Here is a 3,604-nt window from a genome sequence, read left to right on the forward strand (position 1 = left end):
GGTAATCCAGATCGCCAGCGCATCGCGCAGCGAGTTAAACATCAGCACGGTAATGATAAACATCGCGAGGAAACCCAATGGCAGCGAGCCAAGCAGACCGCTTTGGGCATCACGAGAACTCTCCAGGTCACCGCCCCATTCCAGATGGTATCCGGCGGGCAACTTCAGCTGATCGATGGCCGGCTGCACCCGCGCCACAATCTCTGCAGCGGTGCGGCCGCTGGCAGGATCGGGATCGGTTTGCACCGTCAATACACGCATGCGATCGCGGCGCATAATCAGCGGGTCTTCCCATTCCAGCTGGAAATCACTCACCAGATTGGCCAGCGGTACATAGCGCTGCTGCGCCTGACTCCACACCTGAACATTGCCAAGATGATCGATATTCTGCCGCTCCTGCTCGGCGGTTTGCAGCATGATCGGCATCAACCGCGAGCCTTCGCGCAGCAGGCCGACGCTATCGCCACTGAAGTTGATACGCAGCGCCCGGTCGATATCACGCTTGTCCACGCCCAGCTCCTGACCGCGCAGAGGCGAATACTGCGGACGGATCACTTTACTGCGCGCCTGCCAGTCATTACGCGGCGGAAACGCGCTGCCTTCGGCGAGGAAAATGTCATCTATCTGGCTGGCAATCTGGCGCAGCGTAATGGGATCGGGGCCAGTTACGCGCAGCGCAATGGCGCTGTCGCTGGCACTGCCGAAATTGATGCGTTTGATGCGCTCCGTCACCTGCGGGAAATGATCGTGGATGTACTGTTCTGTCTGCTGCGCCAGCGTTTCCAGCTGCTTCGCGTCCTGCACGCGCACCATAATCTGCCCGTAATTGCTGTACTGACGTGTCGCATCGTAGGTCAGCGTAAACCGCATCGCGCCCTGACCAATGGTCGTCACGGTGCTGGTGACGCCCGGCTGCTGGTTGATCCAGCCTTCAATCTCACGCGCGGTTTGCGCGGTGTAATGGATATCGGTGCCATACGGCAGCCACAGATCGGTGAAGAAAATCGGCGTATTGGAAGCAGGGAAGAAGTTCTGCTTCACGTAGCCAAAGCCATAGATCGAGGTTGCCAGACACGCGGCCATCAACAGCAAGGTCGTGATGCGGAAGCGCAGCAGCGTGGTGAGCATACGGCGATACAGGCGGAACACCACGCCCTGATAAGGCTGCGCGGTTTCTTTGCTGACAACCTGCCGACCATCCATCCACTGCACGAATACCGGCGTCAACGTCAGCGCGGTGATCCAACTGAGCAGCAGAGAAATTAGCAGCACCTGGAACAGCGATTTACAGTATTCGCCGGTGGAATCCTGTGATAACCCTATCGGCGCGAAGGCAATGATGGCGATCACCGTAGCGCCGAGCAGCGGCAGCGCGCTGCGTTTCACCATCTGCATCATCGCCTGTTGCAACGGCTTGCCGCGCTGGCGATCGACCTTGATGCCTTCCACCACCACGATGGCGTTATCCACCAGCATGCTGAGGGAGATAATCAGCGCACCCAGCGACACGCGCTGCAGCTCAAGCTTAAACAGATACATGATCAGCAGCGTGCCCAGCACATTGAGCGCCAGCGAGGCGGCGATCACCATGCCGCTGCGTACGCCCATAAACAGCAGCAGCGTTCCCACCACAATCGCCAACGCCATCAGGAAGTTATTGATGAAGCCATCCACTGACTGCTTCACTTCCTGCGCCTGGTTATAAAACACGTTAAGATCGATGCCGAGCGGTTTGGCCTGCTGATGCTGTTGGATTTTGGCACTTAACGCATCGCCAACGTCGATGACGTTGACGCCAGGCGCAAAGGAAACGCCCATCGCCAGCGCGGCGTTGCCGTTAGCGTGATAGAGATTTCCCGGCTGATCGGTCACGCCATAGCTGAGTGTGGCGATATCGCGTAGCAACACTTGCTGGCTGCTGCCGGGCGCAGAGATCGGCAGCGCGCCGATCTCGTCCAGCGACTGGAATTCGCCGGTGGGATGGAAGCGGATGGCTTCATTGCCGAGGCGAATCTGGCCTGCATCGGAAACGGCATTAACGCTATTGAGCAACGCGGCCAGGCGCTGCGGCGTCACACCCAGCGCCGCCATCTTCTGGCTGGAGAGCGTGATATTCACCTGCTCCTGCTCGATGCCGGCAATCGCCACTTTCGCCACGCCGGGCACCAGATTCAGCTCACGCCGCAGCTGATCGGCGTAAGTCCGCAGCTCGCTGTTGGTGAAGTGCTCGCCCGACAGGGTAAAGAAGTAGCCGTACACATCGCCAAAGTCGTCATTTACCAGCGGTGCGCTGACGCCGGGAGGAAACTGGCGCGTGGCATCGTCAACGCGGCGACGCAGTTCATCCCACACCTGTGGCAAATCGTCGGCGCGATAGTGGCTGTGAATCGTAACGGTGATCTGCGACAAACCGTTGCTGGAGATCGAACTGACGTTGTCGAGCGACGGCAAGCGCTGCAAGGCGTTCTCCAGCGGCAGCGTGACTTCCTCTTCCACCTGCTGCGCCGATGCGCCGGGATAGTGCGTCACGATCACCGCCGATTTGATGGTGAAAAGCGGGTCTTCTAGTCGGCCAATATTGAGCAGCGCAAAAATGCCGCCCACGCCGAGCAGCAGGATCACCAGCCAGCTGCGAATCGGGTATTTGAGAAACTGTTCCAGCAGGCGCATCACAGACCTCGCTCGCGTGTCCACAGGCGCACCGCCTGACCATCACGCAGATCGCTGACGCCCGCGACCACAATGCGATCGCCCACTTTTAAGCCGGAGAGAATTTCGATGCCCTGCGCATTGAGTTTTCCCACCACCACCGGCTGCTGCTGGACGTTAAGCACATCGCCTTCACCGCTCACCAGCCACACGTAAGGCTGATTCGGCAGGCTATGATTCGGGTTAAACACCGCGTTGGCGGGTACGCGCAGCAGCGGCGTGCCATTGGAAGTGGGCAGATTATGCATTTGCACTTTCACCGTACCGCTCAAGCCGCTGACCTGCGGTAAATCCGTCGGACGCGGCATGGTCAGCACCACTTGCCAGGTTAGCGTGGCGGCATCAGCTTCTGCGCGATGCTCTTTATATGCTGCGCGAAACGTCCGGCCCGGCAGCGCATTCAGGCTGATCTCTGGCTTATAACTCAGGTTATGCACGTCGAGGCTGGTGAACAGGTTTTCCGGCACGCTGAAAATCACATCCAGCACATCGTTGCGGCTGATCACCGCCACCATTTGTCCGGCGGCAACCACCTGATGATTTTGCGATGCTACGCTGGTGACGATGCCGTCAAAGGGTGCGCGCAAGGTGTGATAATCCAGCTCCTCTTTGGCGATGTTGAGCGCCACGGCGGCGGAGTCGCGGTTCGCCTTTTGCACATCCATATCTGCCTGCGAAACCGCACTGCGCGTGGCCAGCGCGCTGAAGCGTTGATACTGACGATCCGCCAGCAGGAATCTGTTCTGCTGATCGTTTACCCGCAATTGCGCATCGGTATCGATCAGTCGTCCAATCACCTCGCCAGCCTTAACATGACTGCCTTCACGCACCTGCAACTGCGCCAGTCGGCCGGTACGCTTAAAGGCCAGTTCGGTGTAATCGCCCGCTGAAATAC

General features: G+C 58.9%; 2 protein-coding genes. Both read right to left on the reverse strand.

Annotated elements, in window-relative coordinates:
• A partial coding sequence (locus tag RTY00_RS21890) for an efflux RND transporter permease subunit (protein WP_312666211.1) occupies positions 1–2,670 on the reverse strand: 2,670 nt, incomplete at its 3' end.
• A partial coding sequence (locus tag RTY00_RS21895) for an efflux RND transporter periplasmic adaptor subunit (protein ID WP_312666213.1) occupies positions 2,670–3,604 on the reverse strand: 935 nt, incomplete at its 5' end. The genes RTY00_RS21890 and RTY00_RS21895, both read right to left, overlap by 1 nt.

This window comes from Pantoea sp. CTOTU49201, assembly GCF_032054795.1.
GTDB lineage: Bacteria > Pseudomonadota > Gammaproteobacteria > Enterobacterales > Enterobacteriaceae > Pantoea > Pantoea symbiotica.